Source organism: Actinoplanes sp. HUAS TT8, assembly GCF_051380535.1.
Taxonomy (GTDB): Bacteria; Actinomycetota; Actinomycetes; order Mycobacteriales; family Micromonosporaceae; genus Actinoplanes.
This window is the reverse complement of the sequence record NZ_CP195646.1, coordinates 10,416,570-10,439,434: the sequence shown is the minus strand read 5'-3', so window position 1 is coordinate 10,439,434 and position 22,865 is coordinate 10,416,570. Positions and strand designations below refer to the sequence as shown.

At 69.4% G+C, this 22,865-nt stretch carries 20 protein-coding genes and 1 pseudogene; 8 read left to right on the top strand and 13 right to left on the bottom strand.

Annotation, left to right across the window (positions count from 1 at the left end; translation table 11 throughout):
• From ACSHV8_RS46640 to ACSHV8_RS46625, 4 genes and pseudogenes are all read right to left on the bottom strand, one after another.
• Complete coding sequence (locus ACSHV8_RS46640; RefSeq protein WP_436526925.1) at positions 1–795, bottom strand: fumarylacetoacetate hydrolase family protein; 795 nt, start codon at positions 793–795, stop codon at positions 1–3.
• A gap of 35 nt (positions 796–830) precedes the next feature.
• On the bottom strand, positions 831–1,073 hold the full coding sequence (locus ACSHV8_RS46635) for a helix-turn-helix transcriptional regulator (protein ID WP_396337337.1): 243 nt from the start codon (positions 1,071–1,073) through the stop codon (positions 831–833).
• Positions 1,073–1,912 (bottom strand): ABC transporter permease, encoded by an 840-nt coding sequence (locus ACSHV8_RS46630; RefSeq protein ID WP_436526924.1) that lies wholly within the window; start codon positions 1,910–1,912, stop codon positions 1,073–1,075. Before ACSHV8_RS46630 ends, ACSHV8_RS46635 begins: the two co-directional genes overlap by 1 nt.
• Positions 1,909–2,755 (bottom strand): annotated as a pseudogene (locus ACSHV8_RS46625) (ABC transporter ATP-binding protein). Before ACSHV8_RS46625 ends, ACSHV8_RS46630 begins: the two are co-directional and overlap by 4 nt.
• Before the next feature lie 346 nt (positions 2,756–3,101).
• Here ACSHV8_RS46625 and ACSHV8_RS46620 point away from each other — a divergent pair.
• Positions 3,102–4,043 (top strand): 3-methyladenine DNA glycosylase, encoded by a 942-nt coding sequence (locus tag ACSHV8_RS46620; protein ID WP_436526923.1) that lies wholly within the window; start codon positions 3,102–3,104, stop codon positions 4,041–4,043.
• 586 nt (positions 4,044–4,629) lie between these two features.
• On the opposite strand, the gene arfB is transcribed toward ACSHV8_RS46620, so the two are convergent.
• Positions 4,630–5,070, bottom strand: coding sequence for an alternative ribosome rescue aminoacyl-tRNA hydrolase ArfB (arfB, locus tag ACSHV8_RS46615; protein WP_436526922.1), 441 nt, complete (start codon positions 5,068–5,070; stop codon positions 4,630–4,632).
• A gap of 225 nt (positions 5,071–5,295) precedes the next feature.
• Between arfB and ACSHV8_RS46610 the strand changes: the two genes are divergently transcribed.
• The 5 genes from ACSHV8_RS46610 (at position 5,296) to thrS (ending at position 10,992) form a co-directional block, all read left to right on the top strand.
• Complete coding sequence (locus tag ACSHV8_RS46610) at positions 5,296–6,618, top strand: M16 family metallopeptidase (protein WP_436537272.1); 1,323 nt, start codon at positions 5,296–5,298, stop codon at positions 6,616–6,618.
• Positions 6,615–7,961: a M16 family metallopeptidase gene (locus ACSHV8_RS46605; RefSeq protein ID WP_436526921.1), complete on the top strand. Its 1,347-nt coding sequence runs from the start codon at positions 6,615–6,617 to the stop codon at positions 7,959–7,961. The genes ACSHV8_RS46610 and ACSHV8_RS46605 overlap by 4 nt, the downstream gene beginning before the upstream one ends.
• A 163-nt stretch (positions 7,962–8,124) precedes the next feature.
• A complete protein-coding gene (locus ACSHV8_RS46600; protein WP_436526920.1) occupies positions 8,125–9,114 on the top strand; it encodes an endonuclease/exonuclease/phosphatase family protein in 990 nt (329 codons plus the stop codon).
• Positions 9,111–9,647 carry a GNAT family N-acetyltransferase gene (locus ACSHV8_RS46595; RefSeq protein WP_436526919.1) on the top strand — a complete coding sequence of 179 codons (537 nt, stop codon included), beginning with the start codon at positions 9,111–9,113 and terminating at the stop codon, positions 9,645–9,647. The genes ACSHV8_RS46600 and ACSHV8_RS46595 overlap by 4 nt, the downstream gene beginning before the upstream one ends.
• Positions 9,648–9,789: 142 nt before the next feature.
• Positions 9,790–10,992 (top strand): threonine--tRNA ligase, encoded by a 1,203-nt coding sequence (thrS, locus tag ACSHV8_RS46590; protein WP_436526918.1) that lies wholly within the window; start codon positions 9,790–9,792, stop codon positions 10,990–10,992.
• On the opposite strand, the gene cimA is transcribed toward thrS, so the two are convergent.
• The gene (cimA, locus tag ACSHV8_RS46585) at positions 10,971–12,545 is read right to left on the bottom strand and encodes a citramalate synthase (protein ID WP_436526917.1); all 1,575 of its coding nucleotides are present in this window, start codon (positions 12,543–12,545) and stop codon (positions 10,971–10,973) included. The two genes, thrS and cimA, sit on opposite strands and share 22 nt — an antisense overlap.
• A gap of 195 nt (positions 12,546–12,740) precedes the next feature.
• Between cimA and ACSHV8_RS46580 the strand changes: the two genes are divergently transcribed.
• Entirely contained in the window at positions 12,741–13,484 is a 744-nt protein-coding gene (locus tag ACSHV8_RS46580) for a tyrosine-protein phosphatase (protein WP_436526916.1), read from the top strand.
• 46 nt (positions 13,485–13,530) lie between these two features.
• Here ACSHV8_RS46580 and ACSHV8_RS46575 read toward each other — a convergent pair whose 3' ends face one another.
• The 3 genes from ACSHV8_RS46575 to ACSHV8_RS46565 form a co-directional block, all read right to left on the bottom strand.
• Entirely contained in the window at positions 13,531–14,436 is a 906-nt protein-coding gene (locus tag ACSHV8_RS46575; protein ID WP_436526915.1) for a hypothetical protein, read from the bottom strand.
• Positions 14,437–14,600: 164 nt separating this feature from the next.
• Complete coding sequence (locus ACSHV8_RS46570) at positions 14,601–15,698, bottom strand: branched-chain amino acid aminotransferase (protein WP_436526914.1); 1,098 nt, start codon at positions 15,696–15,698, stop codon at positions 14,601–14,603.
• A gap of 118 nt (positions 15,699–15,816) precedes the next feature.
• Positions 15,817–16,842, bottom strand: coding sequence for a 3-isopropylmalate dehydrogenase (locus ACSHV8_RS46565; protein ID WP_436537270.1), 1,026 nt, complete (start codon positions 16,840–16,842; stop codon positions 15,817–15,819).
• 384 nt (positions 16,843–17,226) lie between these two features.
• On the opposite strand from ACSHV8_RS46565, the gene ACSHV8_RS46560 reads away from it, so the two are divergent.
• Entirely contained in the window at positions 17,227–17,583 is a 357-nt protein-coding gene (locus ACSHV8_RS46560) for a hypothetical protein (RefSeq protein WP_436537268.1), read from the top strand.
• Here the strand turns inward: ACSHV8_RS46560 and serA are convergent.
• From serA to ACSHV8_RS46540, 4 genes are all read right to left on the bottom strand, one after another.
• On the bottom strand, positions 17,554–19,122 hold the full coding sequence (gene serA / locus ACSHV8_RS46555) for a phosphoglycerate dehydrogenase (protein WP_436526913.1): 1,569 nt from the start codon (positions 19,120–19,122) through the stop codon (positions 17,554–17,556). The genes ACSHV8_RS46560 and serA overlap by 30 nt on opposite strands.
• A gap of 271 nt (positions 19,123–19,393) precedes the next feature.
• A complete protein-coding gene (gene ilvC, locus ACSHV8_RS46550; protein WP_436526912.1) occupies positions 19,394–20,407 on the bottom strand; it encodes a ketol-acid reductoisomerase in 1,014 nt (337 codons plus the stop codon).
• An 11-nt stretch (positions 20,408–20,418) separates the two neighbouring features.
• On the bottom strand, positions 20,419–20,937 hold the full coding sequence (ilvN, locus tag ACSHV8_RS46545; RefSeq protein ID WP_378032446.1) for an acetolactate synthase small subunit: 519 nt from the start codon (positions 20,935–20,937) through the stop codon (positions 20,419–20,421).
• Positions 20,938–21,026: 89 nt separating this feature from the next.
• Positions 21,027–22,856, bottom strand: coding sequence for an acetolactate synthase large subunit (locus ACSHV8_RS46540; protein WP_436526911.1), 1,830 nt, complete (start codon positions 22,854–22,856; stop codon positions 21,027–21,029).
• Between the last annotated feature and the right edge of the window lie 9 nt (positions 22,857–22,865).

Here is a 22,865-nt window from a genome sequence, read left to right as displayed (position 1 = left end):
TCAGTCCAGGGCCACCACAGTGTTGCGCAGCTCACCGATTCCCTGCACGGTCACCGAGACGGTGTCGCCGGGCTCGATCTTGCTGACGCCGGCCGGGGTGCCGGTCAGGATCACGTCGCCGGGCAGCAGGGTCATGACGTGCGACACGTACGAGACCAGGCTCGGGATGTCGAACACCATGTCCTTGGTGCGCCCGATCTGCCGGACCTCCATGTTCTCCGGGTTGCGGCCGACCTCGCACCGCACCTCCAGGTCGCTGACGTCGAGGTCGGTCTCGATCCACGGCCCGAGCGGGCAGAACGAGTCGAAGCCCTTGGCCCGGGTCCACTGCGGATCCTTGCGCTGCAGGTCCCGAGCGGTGACGTCGTTGGCGCAGGTGTAGCCGAAGATCGCCTTCTCGGCGCCGGCCCGGTCGACGCGCCGGGCACCGGTGGCGCCGATCACGACGGCCAGCTCGGCCTCCTCCTCGACCTGGGTCGTCACCGACGGGATCCGGATCGCGTCGTTGGGCCCGATCACCGAGGTGGACGGCTTGATGAAGATCAGCGGCTCCTTGGGCACCTCGTTGCCCATCTCGGCGGCGTGGTCGGCGTAGTTGCGGCCGATCCCGATGACCTTGCTGGAGAAGATCGGGGCGAGCAGTCGCACGTCCGGGAGCGCCCAGCGCTGCCCGGTGAAGGCCACCTGTTCGAACGGGAGGCTGCTGATCTCGGCCACCGTGAGGCCGGAGGCGCCGTCACCCTCGACGACGCCGAAGGACACTCCCTTGGCATGAACAAAGCGGGCGAAGCGCACGGGTTATCCCCTCTGAAGACGGACTCCCCTGAAATCTACGCCGGGTGGGAGGCCGCACCGAGCCGCGGGAACGGCTCCAGGGCGAACACCACCTCGACCGGGACCTCGAAGTACTGACAGATGCGCAGCGCCAGGTGGAGCGACGGGCTGAACTCGCCGCGCTCCAGGTAGCCGACCGTCTGATAGTGCACGCCGAGCGCGTCGGCCAGCTGCCGCCGGGAGATGCCGCGCTCGGCGCGCAGCATCGCGATCCGGTTGTACGTGATCTCGCTCGCCATCAGCGCCCCACTCGGGACAGCGCCCGCTCCCGCCGTGCCTCGACGGCCGAGCCGGACTCCCGCGCGGCCATCCTCCGCAGCAGGATCGGGGCCAGCACCAGCCCGAGGATCGCCCAGCCGGTGAGCACCCCGAACGTCTCCAGGTGCCGCCAGGAGTGCCCGATCTCCACCGCGGCCAGGGAATCGGGCAGGAAGACCGAGCGCATGCCCAACCCTAGCCAGTACATCGGGAGGATCTGCGCCAGGCCCTGCAGCCAGCCCGGGAGGCCGCTGATCGGATAGAAGATGCCGGAGATCGCGATGGTCCCGAAGATCGGCAGCACGACCAGGGCCATGTTGCGCGGGTCGTCGAAGAGCGAGCCGATCGCCGCGCCCAGCGGCAGGGTCGCCGCGAAGCCGACCGGGATCAGCCAGAGCAGGGTCAGCCAGCCGCCGGCGTCGACCGACAACCCGTCCACCAGGAACAGCCCGGGGATCAGCTGAATCAGGAAGCCGACCAGCGTCATCCCACCGATCAGCACCACCTTGCCGGCCAGATAGCTGGTCATCCCGCTCGGGACCGCCTTGGCCCGCAGCAGCGTGCCGTCCTCCCGATCCATGATCAGCTGCTGGGCGGTGGTCATCAGGCCGCCCATCGCCATGCCCATGCCGAAGACGCTGGGCAGGGTGCGCGCCCCGAGCGAGAACGAGGTGCCGGGCACCGTCGAGTTGCGCATGAAGAACACCGTGCCGAGCAGCAGGATCGCCGGGAACAGGTACGACCACAGATCGGTCCCGTTGGTCAGTGTGTGCCGGATCTCGATCCAGCCCCGGCGAAAGCCCATCCGAATGGGGGTCATCGGCTCGCCTCCGCCTCGTGGACCAGCTTCATGTACGTGTCCTCCAGACTGGACCGGCGCACCTCCAGGTCGCCGATCGCCTCGCCGTACTGCCGGAAGAGCTCCCGCACATACGCCGTGGCGTCCCCGGTGGAGTGCACGAAGCGCTGCCCGTCCCGGGTCCAGCGGATCTCGGTCTCGCCGGCCACCTGCCGGGACAGCTCGTCGGCCGACCCCTCGGCGATGATCTGCCCGCCGGCCAGGATCAGGATCCGGTCGGCCAGTTTTTCCGCCTCGTCCAGGTCGTGGGTGGTGAGCAGGACCGTGGTGTCGGCCATGTCGGTCAGCTCGTGGATCAGCTCGTGGAACTCACGCCGCGCGGCCGGGTCGAACCCGACGGTCGGCTCGTCCAGGAACAGCAGCTCGGGGCGGCCGACGATGCCGATCGCCACGTCCAGCCGGCGACGCTGGCCGCCGGAGAGTTTGCTCACCCGGGTGCGCCCGGACTCGGTCAGGCCGACCGCGGCCAGCAGGTCGTCGACCGGCCAGGGCCGCACGATCCGGTCGGTGGTGAACGGCGCGAAGTGCTGGCCGATGTGGTCCAGCAACTCACGCACCTGCCATTTGCCGTGATCGCGCCAGGACTGCAGGACCACGCCGAGCCGGGCCCGCCAACGCTCGTTGCCGTGCGTCCGGGTCGACGCCGAGCACCCGCACGTGCCCGGCCGAGCGCCGCCGGAACCCTTCGAGGATCTCGATGGTGGTGGTCTTGCCCGCGCCGTTCGGCCCGAGGAGCGCGATCACCTCGCCGGGACTCGCCGAGAAGCCGATGCCGTTCAGGACTTCCTTCGCCCCGTACGCCATCCGCAGGTCCCGGACCTCGATGACCGGCTCGGCGACCAGCGGCTCCTCGCCGATGCTCTTCATTACCGCCTCCGTCATATCCATCACGCTATCAAGTTTGTAGTAGATGTACTACATTGCTTCGTATGGCTTCTGTCGTTGTCCTGACGCTGGGGCTGGGCCCCCGGCTGGGGTTCGCGCTGCCCGGCGCACCCGGGCTCGGCCGGCTCCCAGCGCTCCGAAACCCACCCAAATCCCAAGAAGACGGAATCGATGCCGCGGCCGATCCGAAAGAACATGCCGTGGCGGACCTCATTCGCGCCTAACGGTGATCGTGTTGATCGCTTCGGCTAGATACATTGGTGCGATGGGGATCAAGCAGGTGAGGGCACTCACCACCACGCTGCCCTCGGTCACCTGGATACCCCTCGCCCGGGCGCACGCCGAGCGCGCCGACCAGATGACCGCGGGCCACCGTGCCCGCCGGGCGACGGGTGAGAAACACGCCATCGAGGATTTCCTCTACGACTACTACGGCACGCGCCCGGCGATGCTGCGCCGCTGGCACCCGGGCGTCGGCGCCGGCCTGTCCTCGGCCCCCGACGGCCTGGCCGAGCACGCCGGCTGGAAGTTCTACGCGACCCACGAGGACGGCGTCGTCGCCCTCGACGAGGACGCGTTCGTCCACGCTCGCGGCGAGAGCGTTCGCTACATCCACGGCCTGCTCACGGCGACCGCGTCCCGGCCGGTCTTCTCCGGCTGCTTCGGCCTGCACGAGTGGGCCATGGTCTACCGCGACCCCGAGCACCGCCACCCGCTCCCGCTGCGCCTCGGCCAATCCGAAACGGACAAGGTCGTCGAGCAGCACACCATCCGCTGCACGCACTACGACGCGTTCCGCTTCTTCACCCCGGAGGCCGTCGGCCTCAACCGCCTGCAGCCCACCCGCGCCACCCAGGTCGACTTGGACCAGCCGGGCTGCCTGCACGCGGCCATGGACGTGCACAAATGGGCCCAGAAACTGGGCCCCGCGGTCCCCGGCGCCCTCGCGCTGGACTGCTTCGCCCTGGCCGGCGAGATCCGCCTGCTGGACATGCAGGCCAGCCCCTACGACCTGACCTCTTACGGTCACCCCCCGGTCAAGATCGAAACCCCGGACGGCAAGGCCGAATACGTCGGCCGCCAACGCGAACTGGCCCGCCGCGCCGCCGGCCTGCGCAGCCGCCTCATCCGCGTCTGCGAAGCCCTCCTCGGCCCCGAGGGCGCCGCCCGCAACCGCGAGGCCGTCGCCCCGCACAACCACCGATAACCCCTAATAAGTACGGGGTCACCACCCCCCGACCACACCAGCCGCACTCCCGCCTCCACAGCGCCGGCGATGCGGCCCGTCCGGGCCGCTGGGCCGCATCCGGGCTGATGCGCCCCCTCACCCTGGTCCGCCCATCCGTCGCGCTCAAGCCCGCCCCCCGCTCCCGACCCGGCCGGCGCCGAGAGCGGCCAACCACCCCACCGACAGCCCCCACCACCAGCCAAGCCCCACCAGCTGGCACTGACGGTCGCCCTCAAGGCCGCGCAACAGCCGCCAGCACCAGCTGAGAGCAGCCAGCTGGCAGTCACGGCGGGCACCGGGGCCGGACAACAGCCGTCAGCGCCAGCTGAGAGCAGCCGGCTGGCGGTCATGGCGGGCACCGAGGTCGGACAACAGCCGTCAGCGCCAGCTGAGAGCAGCCGGCTGGCGGTCATGGCGGTCACCGGGGTCGCACAACGACCGTCAGCACCAGCTGAGAGCAGCCAGCTGGCGCTGAGGGTGGTGTTGGAGGGCGGGCAACGACCGTGGGCGTCAGGCGGCACTCGCGGTGGTGATCAAGAGCAAGCAGCACCCGGCTGAGTTGGGGTCAGTCGGTGGGGAAGTTGCGGCGGTTGCGTTTGGTCTCGCCGCGCTGCTTCTTGGCGGTGATGCGGCGTTCGACCGAGCCCTTCGTCGGGCGGGTCGCGCGGCGGGCCCGGGGCGGGGCGGCGATGGCGGCGGCGACCAGGGAGCCCAGCCGGGCGGCGGCGGCCTCCCGGTTGCGCAGCTGGGAGCGGTGTTCGGAGGCGGTGACGGTGAGCACGCCGGAGACCAGGCGGGCGCCGAGCCGTTCGACCGCGCGTTCGCGCAGGGAGGTGGGCAGCAGTTCGGAGCCGAGCAGGTCCCAGGACAGCTCGACCCGGGAGTCGGTGGTGTTCACGCCTTGGCCGCCCGGGCCACCGGAGCGGGAGAAACGCCAAGCGAGTTCCGCCGCCGGGATGGTCAGGCGGTCGTTCACCCGTACGTCCTCAAGCACGCCGCCCAGCATCGCACCCGGACCGTTCCGGCCGCCATCCGGTTATAGATCGACACCGGCCGAGAGGGCCGCGGCGGGAGCACCGGGCGGCCGGCGAGATGGGCGCGGCGGAGAGGGCGAGGCGAGCCGGGCGGAGAGGTCGAGGCGAGCGGGGCGGCGCCGGTGGAGGTATCGGGAGGGACGCCTACAGCGAACGGAGCCGCGCACCGGGGCCGAAGCACGGACTTACAGGGCATGATGGGTCGGGTGACGTCCCCAACCGCACCGGTCGCCACGACCGGGTATCCGTGGCCCATCGAAACCACGCGGCTGGCGAATGGCCTGCGTGTCGTCGTCAGCGAGGATCGGACCGCTCCGGTCGTCTGCGTCAATCTCTGGTACGACGTCGGCTCCCGGCACGAACCGCCCGGTCAGACCGGTTTCGCGCACCTCTTCGAGCACCTGATGTTCGAGGGTTCGGAGCACGTCAAGAAGACCGAGCACATGCGGCTCGTGCAGGGTAACGGCGGTTCGCTGAACGCCACGACGAACCCGGACCGGACGAACTACTTCGAGTCGATGCCGTCGGAGCACCTGGAACTGGCGCTCTGGCTCGAGGCGGACCGGATGGGCGGTCTGGTGCCGGCGCTCACCCAGGAGACGCTGGACAACCAGCGCGAGGTGGTGAAGAACGAGCGCCGCCAGCGGTACGACAACGTGCCGTACGGGGATGCCTGGCTGCGCCTGTTGCCGCTGCTCTACCCGGAGGGTCATCCGTATCACCACTCGACGATCGGGTCGATGGAGGATCTGAACGGGGCCGCCCTGGACACTTTCAAGGCGTTCCACGCGCAGTACTACGCGCCCAACAACTGTGTGCTCACGGTCGCCGGGGATGCGTCTCCGGCCGAGGTGTTCGCGCTGGCCGAGAAGTATTTCGGGGCGATCGAGCCGGTCCCGGGCATCCCGGCGGCGCCGAACGGGCACCTGGCCGGCCCGGCCACCGAGCCGGTCCGGGAGACGGTCACGGCCGCCGTGCCGGCCCCGCGGATCTACCTGTCGCACCGGACGTACCCGTTCGGCACGGCCGGCTACGACGCGATCACCGTGCTCGCCACCGTGCTCGGCAGTGGTCGCGGCAGCCGTCTCTACCAGCGGCTGGCCGACGGCAAGCGGATCGCCCAGCCCGACTACATCGGGTCGTACGGGGTGGACCTGGCGCACGCGCCGGCCCCGTTGATCATCACGGCCACCGCGAAGGACGGCGTGGACCTGGAGACGCTGGAGGCCGGGCTCGACGAGGTGCTGCAGAGCCTGATCGACGAGCCGGTGACCGACGAGGAGCTGAACCGGGCCAAGGCGCTGCTGACCACCAGCTGGTGGCGGCAGGTGTCCACGGTCGGCGGCCGGGCCGACACGCTGGGGCGGTACACGACCCAGCTCGGCGATCCGGCGTCGGCGGGGTATCGGCTTCCGTCGTGGCAGGCGGTGACCGCGGACGACATCGTCGAGGCGGCCACCCGGACGCTGCGGAAGGATTCCCGCGTCACCCTGACCTACCTGCCGGAGGAGAAGGCATGAGCCTCGTCACCACTCGCCCCGAGCCAGGAACCGCCCGGCCGTACGCGTTCCCGGCCCTGCGCCGGGTCACCGCGCACGGTGGCACGGTCGTCGCCGCGCACCTGCCCGGCCAGGTGCTGGCCACCGCGGTGCTGCTGCTGGACGCCAGCGCCGCCCGCGAGTCGCCGGGTCGCGAGGGCACCGCCACCGTCCTGGCGAAGTCGCTGGAGGAGGGCACCAAGAAGCGCGATTCGGCGGCGTACGCGCTGGCTCTGGAAGGTCTCGGCGCCGAGCTCTCGCCGTCGGTGGACTGGGACGCGTTCCGGATCGGCGTCTCCGCCCCGGCTCCGCTGCTGGTCGGCGCGCTGCGGTTGGCGGCCGAGGCGGCCCGCACGCCGAAGCTGGACCCGGAGGACGTGATCCGGGTCCGCGACGACGAGGTGACCGCGCTGCGGATGGACTGGGCGCAGCCCGGCCCGCGGGCCGACGCGGCGCTGCGCGGCGACCTGTTCGGCGCCGAGGGGCGGTACAGCAAGCCGCTGCACGGCGACCCGGCGTCGGTGGCCGCGGTGACCGTGGACGACGTGCTCGCCTTCCACCAGCAGTGGATGCTGCGGCCGGGTGTGCTGCTGGTCGCCGGGGATCTGGACGGGCTGGACCTGTCCGAGCTGGCCGAGGCCGCGTTCGCGGGCACCGGCGGGGAGGCGTTGACCCTGGACGCGCCGCTGACCCTGGCCGTCCCGGCGAAGCCGCACGTGATCCTGGTCGACCGGCCCGGTTCGGTGCAGTCGACGCTGCGGCTCGGGCATCGGGCGCCGGAGCGCGCCACCCCCGACTACGTGCCGATGACGCTGGCCGCGACGGTGCTCGGCGGGGCGTTCACGTCCCGGCTGAATCACCTGATCCGCGAGGTCAAGGGCTACACGTACGGGATTCGCGGCTCCTACGCGATGACCCGCCGGGCCGGCCGTTTCGAGGTGGCCGCCGGCGTGCAGACGGCGGTGACCGGCCCGGCGGTCAAGGACACGCTGGGCGAGATCCGGCGCACCCAGGACGAGGGGGTCACCGAGGAGGAACTGGCGGTGGCGCGCTCGTGGCGGGCCGGCCAGCTCTCGGTGGAGATGCAGACGCCGGGCGCGATCGCCGGCGCCATGGCCAGCATGGTCGTGCACGGCCTGCCGGACAACTACTACGAGACCCTCCGCAAGGAGTACCTGGAAGCCACGGTCGAGCAGGTTTCCGAGGCCGCGTCCAAGCACCTCGCGGTCGACGGCCTGACCCTGGTGGTCGAGGGCGACGGAGAAAAGATCCGCGAAGACCTGTCCGAATTCGGCGATCTGAGCGAGGCTTTCGTCACCGAGTAACTCCACACTCCGCAAAACGCCGCCGGTGAGGAGGCGGCTGATTTTTCGACGCCCGTGGGGTTTGCGGGTGGCGGAAAATCAGCTGACTCCTCACCGGTTACAAGGCGTTTTGCCGCGGAGCGAAGCGGAGCAAAGCTGGCAGAGACCTACTAACGTCGCGGCCATGACGATCACCGCCGCGCCCGTGGAGAAACGAGAGCGCACGGGAGTCACGGTTCTGCTGTGGATCCTGTTGACTCCGGGGCTCGTGTGGACGGTTCTGCGGCTCGGGGGCTGGGAGCCGGGGCGGCTCATTCAGCTGATGGCCTTCACGCCGTACGTCGCAATCGGGTCTTTTGTTGTTGCGATTTTGATCTTGGTTTGCCGCCGGTGGACCGCGGGTGCGGTGGCCTCGCTGGTCGCCGTGGCGCTGGCCGCGTGTGTTCTGCCCCGCGCGCTGCCCGACCGCGACAAAGGTCCGGGGGACGGCGTCCGGGCGCGGTTCATGACGGCGAACCTGCTGCTCGGCGGCGCCGACACGGCCGAGATCGTCCGCCTGGTCGAGGAGAACGACGTCGCCGTCCTGGCCCTGCAGGAGTTCTCGCCGAGGGCGGAGGCCGGGCTGGCCGCGGCCGGGATCGACCGGCTGCTGCCCTACCATTCGCTGGCGGCCGAGCCGGGGGCCAGCGGCTCCGGACTGTATTCGCGGTTTCCGCTGGCCGACCCGGGTTCGAAACGCAACGTCGGCGGGTTCCTGCAGGCGTTCGGGACGGTGCAGGCGCCGGGCGCGGGCCCGGTCTTCGTCGAGTCGGTGCATCCGCTGGCCCCGTCGGCGCCGGACACGTTCTCCGGCTGGCGCAGTGACCTGGCGAACGAGCCGCGTTCGGACGCGGACGGTCCGCGGCGGATCCTGCTCGGCGACTTCAACTCGACCCTGGACCACGCCGCGCTGCGGGAGTTGATCTCGCACGGTTACCGGGACGCGGCCGACACCGTCGGCGAGGGGTGGATCGGGACCTGGGGGCCGTACGACGGCGATCTCATCCCACCGGTCATCATCGATCACGTTCTTGTCGATGATCAGATCGGAGTACGAGAAGTGTCCGTGCACGGGGTGAAGGATTCCGACCACCGCTCGGTGGTCGCCGAGCTGACCCTTCCGGCGGCGTCATGAGCGTCACCATCCGCCCGCTGACCTTGGACGACGTTCCCGCGCTGGCCGAGGTGCTGGCCGCCAACCGGGAGTACCTGGCGCCGTGGGATCCGATCCGCGACGACAGTTTCTACACGGCCGACGGCCAGCACAAGATCGTCTCCGATGTGCTGCGCGGGGGCGGCTCATTGCCGCACGTGATCCTGGTCGACGGCCGTCTGGCCGGCCGGGTCAACCTGAACAACCTGGTCCGCGGCCCGTTCCAGTCGTCCAGCCTGGGCTACTGGGTGTCGGCCGGGCACGCCGGCCGGGGTGTCGCGTCGTTCGCGGTGGCCGAGATCCTGCGACGCGCCTTCACCGAGTACGACCTGCACCGGGTCGAGGCGGGCACGCTGCTGCACAACGTGCGGTCACAGCGGGTGCTGCTCAAGAACGGGTTCGTCCGGTTCGGGACGGCGCCGCGCTACCTCAAGATCGCCGGCGAGTGGCAGGACCACCACCTGTACCAGATCGTCGCGGAAAACTGGGTGGAGCTTTCGCGCCGGGAGAAATAACCTCGGCGGCATGCGAAACAGCGCGCTGACGACCACGCCGGGGAATCCCGGCGTCGATTCGCGCTGACGAATTCGGCCTCGGGCGACCAGCCCGGGGCCTTTTTCGGTGCGGGTCGCCCTTTTTTCTCCAAGGAGACCCGTGATGATCGACCACCGCCGGCTCGGCCGCGAGCTGGACCTCTTCGACTCCGATCCGCTCATCGGCGCCGGGCTGCCGTTCTGGCTCCCGGCCGGCGCCGCCGCGCGCCGCGAGGTCGAGAACTATCTGTTCGACCTCGAACGCCGCAACGGCTACCAGCACGTCTACTCCCCCGTGCTCGGAAAACGCCAGATGTACGAGCTCTCCGGTCACCTGGCCAATTTCGCCGGCGACATGTTCCCGCCGATGCCGGTGGGCGACGACGAGCTGATGCTGCGACCGAGCCTGTGCCCGCATCACGCGCTGATCTTCAAGGCGCGGCAACGGTCGTACCGGGAAATGCCTTTGCGAATTGCCGAACTCGGTCAGATGTATCGCCAGGAGCGCTCCGGCGTGCTCGGCGGACTCGCCCGGGTCCGATCGATCGCACTCAACGACTCACACGTCTTCTGCGCGCCGGAACAGGTGTCGGGTGAGGTCGCGAGCATTCTGCGGCTGATGCGCGAGGCGCACGACGCACTCGGCCTGCGGCCGGCGTCCTATCAGCTCTCGCTGCGCGGAACCGGAAAGAAATACGGCGGCGACGAGGAAAGCTGGGCTTTATCGGAGACCTTGCTGCGGGGCGCGCTTTCCGACGCTTCGATCGGGTACGAGGTGAAGGCCGGAGAGGCGGCGTTCTACGGCCCCAAGATCGACGTGCAGGTCCTGGACGCGGCCGGACGGGAATGGACCATCGCCACCGTCCAGATCGACTTCCACCAGCCGGAGCGGTTCGACCTGTCGTACGTCGACGCGTCCGGCGCCAAGGTCCGGCCGGTGATGGTGCACCGGAGTCTGGCCGGGTCCATGGAGCGGCTGTTCGCCCAGCTCATCGAGGAGCACGAGGGGGCGTTCCCGGTCTGGTACGCCCCGGTCCAGCTGGCCGTGCTGCCCCTCGGCGTCGACTCGGCGTTCGTCCGGGAGGCGGTCGCGGCCGGGCTGCGGGTCGAGGAACATCACGAGGGTTCGCTCGGCGCTCGGATCAGAGCCGCGGCCAAGGTTCCCTACATCGCGGTGATCGGCGAGCGGGAAGCCGCGGACGGACTGGTCTCGTTGCGGCTGCGGGGCGGGCAGCAGCTCGACCCGATGCCGGGGGCGGAGGCGATCGCGATGATTAGCGCGGTCGCCGCCGCCCGCATCCCGGATCAGCTCTTGCTCAGGCCGTAGGTCAACGCGTCGACGAGAGCGGTCCAGCTGGCCTCGACGATGTTCTCGTGGACGCCGACCGTGGTCCACTCACGCTGGTGGTCGCCCGTGTCCAGCAGGACACGGGTGATCGCGTTGGTGCCGTGAGTGCCTTCCAGGATCCGTACCTTGAAATCGGTCAGCTCGAACGACTTCAGCGCCGGGAAGGAGTTGGCGAGCGCACCCCGCAACGCCTCGTCCAGCGCGTTGACCGGACCGTTGCCCTCGGCCGTGGCGATCACGCGCTCGCCCTTGACCCGGATCTTGACGGTCGCCTCGGAGATCACCTTGCCGTCCTCACGGTGCTCGACCAGCACCCGGTACGACTCCAGGGTGAACGGCGTGGTGACCTCGCTGCCCGGCAGCTCACTACGCACCAGCAGCTCGAACGAGGCGTCGGCGGCCTCGAACGACCAGCCGCCCGCCTCCAGGTCCTTCACCTTCCGGGTGACCGAGGAGAGCGTGTCCGGATGGCCGGCCAGGTCGATCCCGAGCTCGCGGCTCTTGAGCTCGATGCTGGCCCGGCCGGCCATCTCGGTCACCAGGATCCGCATGTCATTGCCGACAACCGACGGGTCGACGTGGTTGTACAGCAGCGGATCCACCTTGATCGCACTCGCGTGCAGGCCCGCCTTGTGGGCGAACGCCGCGGCCCCGACATAGGCCTGGTGGGTGTCGGGGGCGATATTGGCGATCTCGGCGAGCGCGGTCGAGACCCGCGTCGCCTTCTCCAGGCATCCGTCCGGTAGGACCTTCAGCCCGAGCTTCAGTTGCAGGTTGCTGACCACGGCGAACAGGTCGGCGTTGCCGGGGCGCTCGCCGTACCCGTTCGCGGTGCACTGGAAGTGCTCCACCCCGGCCTCGACCGCGGCGATCGTGTTGGCCACCGCGCAGGCGGTGTCGTTCTGGCAGTGGATGCCGAGCCGGTCCGCGCTCACACCGGTGCGCTCGACCACCTCGTTCACCGCCGCGGTGATCATCGAGGGGAGCATGCCGCCGTTGGTGTCACACATGACCACCCGCTCGGCGCCGGCGTCGATCGCCGTCTTCACGACACTGGCCGTGTACTCCGGGTCGAAGCGGAAACCGTCGAAGAAGTGCTCACAGTCCACGAACGCGCGGCGGCCGTTCGCGACCAGGTGCTGAACCGTGTCCCGGACCATCGCCAGGTTCTCCTCCGGCGTGGTGCGCAGCGCGCGCTCCACATGCCGGACGTCCGACTTGGCGACCACGCAGACCACCGGGGTACCAGCGTCCAGCAGCGCCTTGACCTGCGCGTCCTTGGCCACGTCGACACCGGCCTTGCGGGTCGCGCCGAACGCGACAAGAACCGCGTGCTTCAACTCCAGCTCGGTCTTCGCCCGTTCGAAGAACTCGGTGTCCTTGGGCATGGCGCCCGGCCAGCCACCCTCGATGAAGCCGACACCGAACTCGTCCAGCAACCGCGCGACGGCGAGCTTGTCGGCGACCGTGTAGCTGATTCCCTCGCGCTGCCCACCGTCGCGCAGCGTCGTGTCGAACACCTGATAGTCCATCGGGAGGTCCTTTCAGTCGGTCACCCACACCACAACAAAAAGACCCCCCGCGGATGCGGGAGGTCTGCGCGTCGGCGGAAGTCAGCCGGCGCGCTAGGTGCGAATAATCAGCACGAGGTGGGTCACGAGATGAAGCATGCCACTATCCGGCTTCGAGGGAAGCGCGGTTCCACGTTTCGAGACTAAGTTCAATCCGTGGTTGCCGAATCTTACTCGCGAAATCTCGGGTTCTCCTCCACTTACAACTTCCGCGACGTCGGCGGATACACCGGGGCCGACGGCCGGCGGGTGCGATGGCGCCGCCTCTTCCGGGCCGACTCCCTGCACCGGATCGGCGACGCCGACGCCGCCGCGTTCACCGCGCTCGGCATCCGGACCGTGATCGACCTGCGCCGCCCGTTCGAGGTCGAGAAATTCGGCCGCGTCCACGAGCGGTACGGCACCGACTACCGGAACCTGGCCCTCAAACACGTCGACTGGGAAGAGGTCGAGCACGCCGAAGGGACCGTGCACGAGCGCTGGCTGGCCGACCGCTACCTCAACTTCGCCGAGGACGGGCGCGAGGCCATCCTGGACTCGCTGCGCCTGATCGCCGACCCGGCCGCCGCGCCGGTCGTCGTGCACTGCATGGCCGGCAAGGACCGGACCGGCACGATCTGCGCCCTCACGCTGTCACTGCTCGGGGTCACGGACGCCGACATCGCCGCGGACTACGCGCTGACCACCGAGGCGATGGCCCCCCTGACCGAATACCTGCTGAAAACCGACCCGGCGGCGGTCCTCGGCAACGAGCACATGTTCGACTCCCCGCCCGCCGCCATGCTCCTGTTCCTGGACGACCTGCGGGCGTTGCACGGCACGGTCGAGGACTACGTCCGCGAGATCGGCCTCACCGACCCGGAGATCACGTCGCTGCGCGCCCACCTGCTGGAGGACTGACCGTCCGCGCCCAAGTCGGGCGCGGACACCTTCAGCCCGCTGTGGGTTAAATATCAGCTTCGCGCCAGCGGAACAGATCGTCCATGAAGTCCAAGTCGTCCAGTTCGTCGGCGGTGGCCGCCTGCTGAATCAGGCTGGCGAGCCTGTCCTGATCGGTGCAAGCGATCAGCTTCTCGCGAAACAACTGGGGCGTTTCGATCCCCCGGGCTTCGAGGATGGCGAGCACGGCTTCGGCTTTGCCCTCTGCCTTGCCGTGGGCCTCCCCCTCGGAGTACAGCCGGCGGAAATAATCGCTCTGGTATCGGTGACTCATGGTGGTCATGAACTCCTCCAGGGACTCCCGGGCAGCTTGCGGCAGAACCGCGAGCATGAGGTCAGTGTATAGAGCGGCACGGTCGGGGTTGATGGTGTCGAGTGCGGTGAACAGGGCTTCGAACAGGGCTGTCGCATCCGGTCCGGCCGCGTGGGCGAGAGTCGACAGCACGGCCATCTCGGGCTGCCGACAGGCGACATCGGGCTCGGTGACGACCGGAACCTGCTGTGGACCGAGAACGACCGGAGTGACGGTCGACCCGGGCGGCCCGATGGCGATGGGCACCGAGGCCCACACGGCATGCGCCTTTTCCGAACAGAGCACCAGCAGCGCGACCGGACATCGCAGACGGGCGTAGAGGGTGGCCACGTATGCCGGCCAGGTGAAGCGCTTGCGCCTGTCGGCGGAAAGCTGCACCTCGACGATGACGGCGAACACGGGGGCGCCGGCTTGATCCAGGGTGACGACCGCGTCGGCCCGGTACTCGGTGGGGGCGACATCGGTCAGGTCGCCGGAGGAAAGGCGTGCCTCGTCGAACGTCGGCACGTCGATGTGCAGAGCCTGATCGAGCAGGTCAGCGGCGAATGCCGGCCGGTCCCGGAACATCTCGATCAGCGTCTCACGTAAAAGCGAGGGCATGACATAGACGCTAGCCAACTTGTCGCGCAAACACTAGTCGCACGACAGGGTGTCACGGGCGTCACAGACATAAAAGGAGGCGGGTGTCCGTACCCGGAAAAAAAGCCTGCCGCGACCGCTGGTCGGCGGTCGCGGCAGGCGATGCAGGTGGAGCGAAGGTGGCGTCAGAAGACGCGGTGGACCCAGCCGAACGTGTCGTCGGCGCGGCCGCGCTGGATGTCGACCAGTTCCTTGCGGAGGCCCATCGTCACGTCGCCCGAGCCGCCGCCGCCGATCGTGAAGTCGCCGTCGAGGCTCTTGATCGTGCCGATCGGGGTGATCACCGCGGCCGTGCCGCAGGCGAACGCCTCGCGGACGCGGCCGGAGGCGGCGCCCTCGCGCCACTCCTGCAGGCTGATCGCGCGCTCCTCGACGCGGCGGCCGGCCCGCTCGGCCAGCTTGATCACCGAGTCGCGGGTGATGCCGGGCAGGATCGTGCCGGTCAGCGGCGGGGTGACCAGGGTGCCGTCGTCCAGGACGAGGAAGACGTTCATGCCGCCGAGCTCGTCGATGTACTTCCGCTCGACCGCGTCCAGGTAGACGACCTGGTCACAGCCGTGCTCGATGGCTTCGGCCTGCGCCGAGAGGCCGGCCGCGTAGTTGCCGCCGCACTTGGCCGCGCCGGTGCCGCCGGGGGCCGCGCGGGTGTAGTCCGGGGTGACCCAGACCGAGACCGGCTTGACGCCACCGGAGAAATACGGGCCGACCGGGGACGCGATCACCAGGTAGAGGTACTCCGTCGACGGGCGCACGCCGAGGAAGACCTCGCTGGCGTAGGCGAACGGACGCAGGTAGAGGCTGCCGTCCTCACCCTCGGGGATCCACTTCCGGTCGATCGAGATGATCTCGTGCAGCGACTTGAGGAAGATCTCCTCCGGCAGCGCCGGCATGGCCATCCGCTGGGCCGACTGGGCGAACCGCGCGGCATTGGCCTCGGGGCGGAACATCGCGACACCGCCGTCGGGCAACGTGTACGCCTTCAGACCCTCGAAGATCTCCTGCGCGTAGTGCAGCACGGCGCTGGCCGGATCCATCGGGATCGGCGCGCGGGCCTCGACGCGAGGCTCATACCACCCCTTGCCGTCGGCATAACGCACGGTGACCATGTGGTCCGTGAAGATCCGTCCGAAACCGGGGTTGGCCAGCAGCGCGGCACGCTCGGCGTCCGACACGGGAGCCGGGTTCGGGCGGATCTCGAAATCGAGGCTGTCACCACCGCTCATGACAAAGGGACCTGCTTTCTGCAGCGAAGATAAGCACGCGAGGGGCACCCGTGGTGCGCCCATGAATGTACCCCGAACGGTCGTTAAAACCACGACCGCCGGCGGTGTTGCGCCAGGCTCAGAGAGCGGCGGCGACCCGGTCGCCGACCTCGGCGGTACGCAGCGGCGCGCCCGTCTGACGGGACGCGACCTCGGCCGCGACCGCCTCGGTTACTCGGGCGGCCTCGGCGTGCTTGCCCAGGTGCTCCAGCAGCAGCGCGGCCGAGAGGATGGCGGCGGCCGGGTCGGCGATGCCCTGGCCGGCGATGTCCGGCGCGGAGCCGTGGACCGGCTCGAAGGTCGACGGGAACTTGCGCTCCGGGTTGACCGAGCCGCTGGCCGCCATGCCGATGCCACCGGTGACGGCGGCGGCGATGTCGGTCAGGATGTCGCCGAACAGGTTGTCGGTGACGATCACGTCATACCGCTGCGGGTTGCTCACCATGAACATGCTGGCCGCGTCGATGTGCTGGTATTCCGTGGTCACGTCGGGGAACTCGGCGGCGACCGCGGCGAAGGCGCGCGACCACAGGTTGCCCGCGTGGGTGAGCACGTTGGTCTTGTGGACCAGGGTCAGGTGACGGCGCTCGCGGCGCTGGGCGCGGTCGAACGCGTCGCGGATCACGCGCTCGACGCCGTGCCGGGTGTTCAGGCTCTCCTCGGTGGCGATCTCGGCGGGAGTGTCCTTGTGCAGGACGCCGCCGGCACCGACGTAGAGACCCTCGGTGCCCTCGCGGACCACGACCATGTCGATCTCGCCGGGCTTCAGACCGGCGAGCGGGCTGGTGGTGCCCGGCCAGAGCTTGGACGGGCGCAGGTTCACATACTGATCGAAGTCGAAGCGGAGCTTCAGCAGCAGGCCGCGCTCCAGGACGCCCGGGGGAACGCTCGGGTCGCCGATCGCGCCCAGCAGGATCGCGTCGTGGCCGGCCAGCTCGGTCTGGATCGACTGCGGGAGGACCTCGCCGGTGCGGTTGTAGAAGCGGGCACCCAGGTCATACTCGTTGTAGTCGACACCAGGGAGAACCGCGTCGATCACCTTGCGCGCCTGCGCGGTCACCTCGGTTCCGATGCCGTCGCCGGCCACCACCGCGATCCGCGCCACGCTCACGTTCGACTCCCTGCCACGTACCGGATAATCAACAACACACGGTAACGCGCGATCCCGATCTCCGGAACGACAGTCCCATTCTTTGAAAGCTGGACGTCGCCGGAAACGAACAACCCCCGGATCGCGGCAAACGATCACGGGGGTTGTTGTGACGAGTACGCGTGGCTCGGTCCCGCCGAACTTCCTGCACCGCGCGGCCCGTGACAGACTCCGTCACCCGAAGACGAGCCCGCCCAAGACGTGCGGCTGGGACCAACGCTAGCGATGCGGACTAAAGACGCGCAAGACGCATCCCCGCGTGTCGGCCCACGGGTTCTCAACGTCAGGCCGTGGTGATGGCACCATGCGCCGGTGAGTTTCGACCTAGTGGTGTGGGCGATGAACCCCGCGGCGACCCCCGACGAGGTGCGCGCCGCCAATGCGCAGTGTGCCGAGGGCGTACACCCGCAGCGCCCGGCCGACCCCCGCGTCGTCGCCTTTTATGATGCCCTGACCAGCACCTATCCCGATCGGGGGCCGCGGGCGACGGCGCCCGGGTCGCCGTGGGCGAGTTCGCCGTTGCACGCGGCGGCCGACCACATCCAGATGCGGCTGGACGAGAACTGCCCGGACGCGGTGCTGGAGACGATCGAGCGGCTGGCCGCCGAGCTGAATCTGGACCTGCTGGACCTCCAGGACGGCACCGTCTACCCGGCGGTGTCGACACTAGTCAGCCCTCAAGTCAACAACGGCTGAGTTCGAGGAGCCGATCTCGGTGGCGACCCGGGCCAGCAGGTCAGGGTCGACGGAGGAGTCGACGGTGAGGGTCATCAGGGCCTCACCGCCGGCCGCCCGCCGCGCCACCTGCATCGCCGCGATGTTCACCCCGGCCCGGCCCAGGGTCGTGCCGATCCGGCCGACCACGCCGGGCCGGTCCCGGTAGCGGAAGAACAGCAGCACCCCGTCGGCCGGCAGGTCCAGCTCGAACCCGTCCACCTCGACGAGTTTCCCGCCGGCCCCGGCCACCGAGATGGTCCGGCCGTCGGCCAGCGCGCCGCGCACCGCGATCAGGCTGGCGTGCTCGCCGGCGTCCTCCGACGTCGCCAGCTCCACCACCACGCCCTTGTCGGCGGCCAGCTGGGGCGCGTTCACGTAGGTGACCCGTTCGGCCACCACGGACGTGAACAGGCCCTTGGTCGTGGCCAGCCCGAGCACCCCGACGTCGTGGGTGGCGACCTCGCCCCGCACCTCGACGGTGACCCGGGCCGCCACCCCACCGGCGACCGCGGTGAACACCCGCCCGAGTTTCTCGGCCAACGGCAGCAGCGGGCGTACGTCCTCGTCGACCGCCCCGCCGGCCCGTACGTTCACCGCTTCGGGCACGAACTCGCCGCGCAGGGCCAGCCGGACGCTGCGGGCCACGGCCAGCCCGGCCTTGTCCTGCGCCTCGACCGTGGACGCGCCCAGGTGCGGGGTGACCGTGACGGTGTCGAACGCGAACAGCGGCGACTCGGTGAGCGGCTCGGTCTCGAACACGTCGAGTCCGGCGCCGGCGACCCGTCCGTCGGCGATCGCGTCGGCCAGCGCGCGTTCGTCGACCAGGCCGCCGCGGGCCGCGTTGACGATCCGTACTCCGGGTTTGACCTGGGCCAGCTCCTTCTCCCCGATCAGGCCGAGCGTCTCCGGGGTGCGGGGCAGGTGCACCGAGATGAAGTCGCTCTCCCGGATGAGCTCGTCCAGCGTCACCAGCCGGACGCCCAGTTGCGCGGCGCGGGCCGGCTGGACGTACGGGTCGTACGCGATCAGGTTCGTCCCGAAGGCGGCCATCCGTTGCGCCACCAGCACGCCGATCCGGCCCAGACCGACCACGCCGACGGTCTTCCCGAACAGCTCGACGCCCAGTGACCGTTTCCACCGGCCGGACTTGAGCGCCGCGCTGGCGCTCGCGGTGTTCCGGGCCGTGGTCAGCAGCAGGGCCACCGCCTGCTCCGCGGCCGAGATGATGTTGCTGGTGGGCGCGTTGACCACGAGGACCCCGCGGGCGGTCGCGGCGGGGATGTCGACGTTGTCGAGCCCGACCCCGGCCCGCGCCACGACGCGCAGACGAGGTGCCGAGCCCAGGGCCTCGGCGTCGATCCGGGTGGCGCTCCGGACGATCACCGCCTCGGCCTCTTGCAGGGCGGTGAGCAGCGCGGGCCGGTCGGTGCCGTCCACCGTGCGGACCTCGAAGTCCATGGTGAGCACATCGATCGCAGCGGGCGCCAATTCCTCAGTTACCAGGACGACGGAAGTCATCGACTCTCCATCCAGGTTCGTCGGCATTGACGGACCTAGATGGTACGGAGCTTCGCGGACTGTGGTTCAGTTCACTCACGGAATCGATGATTTCCGGAACCCAAAGCGGACAGTGAAGGGCGCGGCGATTGTTTTGGACGCGCAGCGGCCAGATCGCCGGGCCCGGCCCGCGCGGGAGCATGCGGCCTGGACCGGGCTGGGCCGGCGTATATAAAGAATTTGGGCATGAAAAAGCGCCTGACCATTATTGATCAGGCGCTTTTACGCGAAACTAGGCGGTTTCGGTGATCGGGCGGTCGACCCAGCTCATCATGTCGCGCAGCTTCTTGCCGGTGATCTCGATCGGGTGCTGGGCGCCCTGCTCGCGGTACTTCTTGAGCTCGGGGCCGCCGGCCTCGTCGTCGGCGATCAGGTGGCGGGTGAACTCGCCGGACTGGATGTCGGCCAGGATCGCCTTCATCTCCTTCTTGGTCTCGGCGTTGATCACGCGCGGGCCGGAGACGTAGTCACCGAACTCGGCGGTGTCCGAGACGCTGTAACGCATCCGGGAGATGCCGCCCTCATACATGAGGTCGACGATCAGCTTGAGCTCGTGCAGGCACTCGAAGTACGCGATCTCCGGCGCGTAGCCGGCCTCGGTGAGCACCTCGAAACCGGTCTGGACCAGGGCGGCGGTGCCGCCGCAGAGCACGGCCTGCTCGCCGAACAGGTCGGTCTCGGTCTCCTCCTTGAACGTCGTCTTGATGACGCCGGCGCGGGTGCCGCCGATCGCCTTCGCGTACGACAGGGCGAGCGCCTGGCCGTCGCCGGTCGGGTCCTGCTCGACCGCGATCAGGGCGGGCACGCCCTTGCCGTCGACATACTGACGGCGGACCAGGTGGCCCGGGCCCTTCGGGGCGACCATGGCCACGGTCACGTCGGCCGGGGGCTTGATCAGCTCGAAGCGGATGTTCAGGCCGTGGCCGAAGAAGAGCGCCTTGCCGGCGGTCAGGTGCGGCGCGATCGACTCGGCGTAGATCTTGCGCTGGGCGGTGTCCGGCGCCAGCACCATGATCACGTCGGCCCAGGCCGACGCCTCGGCCGGGGTCTTCACGGTCAGGCCCTGCTCCTCGGCCTTCGGACGGCTCTTGGAGCCCTCCTGCAGGCCGACGACGACCTCGACGCCCGAGTCACGCAGCGAGAGGGAGTGCGCGTGACCCTGGCTGCCGTAGCCGATGACGGCCACCTTCTTGCCCTGGATGATCGACAGGTCGGCGTCGTCGTCGTAGAAAACTTCGGCGGTCATTACTAGCCTTTCTAGGCGGCGCGGAGCGCCGGGCCGGTGGTGATGGAACGGGAGCCTCGGCCGATGGCGACCAGGCCGGACTGAACCATCTCTTTGATGCCGTACGGCTCGAGGTCGCGCAGCAGCGCATCCAGTTTGTCGGGGTTGCCGGTGGCCTCGATCGTCAGGGTGTCCGGAGCGACGTCGATCACTCGCGCCCGGAACAGCTCGACGGTCTCGAGCACCTGGCCACGCTGCGCCCGGTCGGCGCGCACCTTGACCAGCAGGAGCTCACGCTGAACCGACTGCGTCGGGTCCAGCTCCACGATCTTCAGGACGTTGACCAGCTTGTTCAGCTGCTTGGTCACCTGCTCCAGGGGTGAGGAGTCGGCGTTGACCACGATCGTGATGCGGCTGACGTCCGGGTTCTCCGTCTCGCCGACCGCCAGGGAGTCGATGTTGAAGCTGCGCCGGGAGAACAGCCCGCTCACCCGGGCGAGGACGCCGGGCTTGTTCTCGACCAGCACGCTCAGCGTGTGCTTGTTGGTCACTGTGCCTCCTTTGTCATGCCCGCCCGGCCCTCGCCTGCGAGGCCGCTGTCAGGTGCGGCTGGTTGCCGCTCGGTGCAGTTGGCCATGACCTAGAGGTCATCCTCTTCGAAGGCCGGGCGCACGTCCCGGGCGAACATGATCTCGTCGTTGCTGGTGCCGGCTGCGACCATCGGCCACACCATGGCGTCCTTGCCGACCGTGAAGTCGATGACGACCGGCGCGTCGTTGATCTCCATGGCCTGCTTGATGACCTTGTCGACGTCGTCCTTCGACTCGCAGCGCAGGCCGATGCAGCCGAGCGCCTCGGCCAGCTTCACAAAATCCGGGATCCGGTGCTTGTGGGTGCCCAGCTCGGTGTTCGAGTACCGGCCGTCGTAGAACAGGGTCTGCCACTGGCGGACCATGCCCAGGTTGCCGTTGTTGATGATGGCGATCTTGACCGGGATGCCCTCCAGCGCGCAGGTGGCCAGCTCCTGGTTGGTCATCTGGAAGCAGCCGTCGCCGTCGATCGCCCAGACCTGGGTGTCCGGCTGCGCGACCTTGGCGCCCATCGCCGCCGGAACCGCGTAACCCATGGTCCCGGCACCGCCCGAGTTCAGCCAGGAACCCGGCTTCTCGAACTTGATGAACTGGGACGCCCACATCTGGTGCTGCCCGACACCGGCGCAGTAGATCGCGTCCGGGCCGACCAGCTCGCCGATCCGCTCGATCACGTACTGCGGGGCCAGGGTGCCGTCGGTCGGCTCGTCGTAACCCAGCGGGTACCGCTCACGCAGGTCGTTGAGCGTGTTCCACCAGCCCGGGTACTGCTCGACGCCACCGGCGGTCGCCGAGACCGCGGCGATCAGCTCGTCGATCACGTGCCGGGCGTCACCGACGATCGGGACGTCGGCGTGCCGGTTCTTGCCGATCTCGGCCGGGTCGATGTCGGCGTGCACGATCTTGGCGTCCGGGGCGAACGAGTCCAGCTGCCCGGTCACCCGGTCGTCGAACCGGGCCCCCAGGGTGACCAGCAGGTCGGACTTCTGCAGCGCGTAGACCGCCGGGACGGTGCCGTGCATACCGGGCATGCCCAGGTGCTGCGGGTGCGAGTCGGGGAACGCGCCGAGCGCCATCAGCGTGGTCACGACCGGCATGCCGGTCAGCTCGGCCAGCTTGCGCAGCCCGTCGGTCGCGCCGGCCTTGAGGACGCCGCCACCGACGTACAGGACCGGGCGTTTGGCCTGGGCGATGAGCCGGGCCGCCTCGCGGATCTGCTTGCCGTGCGGGTGCAGGGTCGGCCGGTAACCGGGCAGATCCAGGGTCGGCGGCCAGCTGAACGTGGTCTGGGCCTGCTGGACGTCCTTCGGGATGTCGACCAGGACCGGGCCGGGCCGGCCGGTGGACGCCAGGTGGAACGCCTCGGCCATGATCCGGGGCAGCTCCTCCGGCGTCTGGACCAGGAAGTTGTGCTTGGTGATGGGCAGCGTGATGCCCTGGATGTCGGCCTCCTGGAAGGCGTCCGTGCCGATCGCCGCGCGGGAGACCTGACCGGTGATCGCCACGATCGGCACCGAGTCCATGTACGCGTCGGCGATCGCGGTCACCAGGTTGGTCGCGCCCGGGCCACTGGTCGCCATGCAGACGCCGACCTTGCCGGTGGCCTGCGCGAACCCGGTCGCCGCGTGCCCCGCGCCCTGCTCGTGCCGGACCAGGATGTGCCGGACCTTCGAGTCGAACAGCGGGTCGTACGCCGGCAGGATGGTCCCACCGGGAATGCCGAACACGACCTCCACGCCGAGCGCCTCAAGCGACCGGACGAGCGCGCCGGCGCCCGTGGTGGCTACCGGTGCCGTGACGACCGGGGCGGTGTTCACGGCCGCCGCGACGGTGGCCGGAGTGGCTCGATGGGCAAGGGATTCAGGCGTGGGTCTAGTCATGGCAGTTCA

Excerpts from the sequence above, each read along its gene's own strand:
- ACSHV8_RS46620 (WP_436526923.1), top strand. The coding sequence starts at position 3,102 with ATGGGGATCAAGCAGGTGAGGGCACTCACCACCACGCTGCCCTCGGTC.
- ACSHV8_RS46600 (WP_436526920.1), top strand. The coding sequence starts at position 8,125 with ATGACGATCACCGCCGCGCCCGTGGAGAAACGAGAGCGCACGGGAGTC.
- ACSHV8_RS46575 (WP_436526915.1), bottom strand. The coding sequence starts at position 14,436 with ATGCCCTCGCTTTTACGTGAGACGCTGATCGAGATGTTCCGGGACCGG.
- ACSHV8_RS46560 (WP_436537268.1), top strand. The coding sequence starts at position 17,227 with ATGAACCCCGCGGCGACCCCCGACGAGGTGCGCGCCGCCAATGCGCAG.
- cimA (WP_436526917.1), bottom strand. The coding sequence starts at position 12,545 with ATGGACTATCAGGTGTTCGACACGACGCTGCGCGACGGTGGGCAGCGC.
- ACSHV8_RS46610 (WP_436537272.1), top strand. The coding sequence starts at position 5,296 with ATGGGTCGGGTGACGTCCCCAACCGCACCGGTCGCCACGACCGGGTAT.
- arfB (WP_436526922.1), bottom strand. The coding sequence starts at position 5,070 with ATGCTGGGCGGCGTGCTTGAGGACGTACGGGTGAACGACCGCCTGACC.
- ACSHV8_RS46570 (WP_436526914.1), bottom strand. The coding sequence starts at position 15,698 with ATGAGCGGTGGTGACAGCCTCGATTTCGAGATCCGCCCGAACCCGGCT.
- ACSHV8_RS46630 (WP_436526924.1), bottom strand. The coding sequence starts at position 1,912 with ATGACCCCCATTCGGATGGGCTTTCGCCGGGGCTGGATCGAGATCCGG.
- ilvC (WP_436526912.1), bottom strand. The coding sequence starts at position 20,407 with ATGACCGCCGAAGTTTTCTACGACGACGACGCCGACCTGTCGATCATC.
- serA (WP_436526913.1), bottom strand. The coding sequence starts at position 19,122 with ATGACTTCCGTCGTCCTGGTAACTGAGGAATTGGCGCCCGCTGCGATC.
- thrS (WP_436526918.1), top strand. The coding sequence starts at position 9,790 with ATGATCGACCACCGCCGGCTCGGCCGCGAGCTGGACCTCTTCGACTCC.
- ACSHV8_RS46605 (WP_436526921.1), top strand. The coding sequence starts at position 6,615 with ATGAGCCTCGTCACCACTCGCCCCGAGCCAGGAACCGCCCGGCCGTAC.
- ACSHV8_RS46635 (WP_396337337.1), bottom strand. The coding sequence starts at position 1,073 with ATGGCGAGCGAGATCACGTACAACCGGATCGCGATGCTGCGCGCCGAG.
- ACSHV8_RS46540 (WP_436526911.1), bottom strand. The coding sequence starts at position 22,856 with ATGACTAGACCCACGCCTGAATCCCTTGCCCATCGAGCCACTCCGGCC.
- ACSHV8_RS46595 (WP_436526919.1), top strand. The coding sequence starts at position 9,111 with ATGAGCGTCACCATCCGCCCGCTGACCTTGGACGACGTTCCCGCGCTG.